Origin of the sequence: Bacillus cereus group sp. BfR-BA-01350, from assembly GCF_022663775.1 — a bacterium.
In the GTDB taxonomy this organism is placed as follows: Bacteria; Bacillota; Bacilli; order Bacillales; family Bacillaceae_G; genus Bacillus_A; species Bacillus_A paranthracis.
In genome coordinates this window covers 1-399 of the sequence record NZ_JAKUGD010000041.1, presented here as the reverse complement: position 1 = coordinate 399, position 399 = coordinate 1, and the positions used below count along the sequence as shown (strand labels likewise).

Here is a 399-nt window from a genome sequence, read left to right as displayed (position 1 = left end):
TAGGACCTGTAACTCCCGTAGAACCAGTGGTTCCCGTAGGACCAGTGGCTCCGGTAGGACCTGTAACTCCCGTAGAACCGGTGGCTCCCGTAGGACCAGTAGCTCCGGTAGGACCTGTAACTCCCGTAGAACCAGTGGCTCCGGTAGGACCTGTAACTCCCGTAGAACCAGTGGTTCCCGTAGGACCAGTGGCTCCGGTAGGACCTGTAACTCCCGTAGAACCGGTGGTTCCCGTAGGACCAGTAGCTCCGGTAGGACCTGTAACTCCCGTAGAACCAGTGGCTCCCGTAGGACCTGTAACTCCCGTAGAACCAGTGGTTCCCGTAGGACCAGTGGCTCCGGTAGGACCTGTAACTCCCGTAGAACCGGTGGCTCCCGTAGGACCAGTAGCTCCGGTAG

Annotated in this window: 1 protein-coding gene; it reads right to left on the bottom strand. The window is 59.4% G+C overall.

What is annotated here, in order from left to right; translation table 11 throughout:
• A partial coding sequence (locus MR147_RS26830; protein WP_242304889.1) for a hypothetical protein occupies window positions 1-399 on the bottom strand: 399 nt, incomplete at both ends.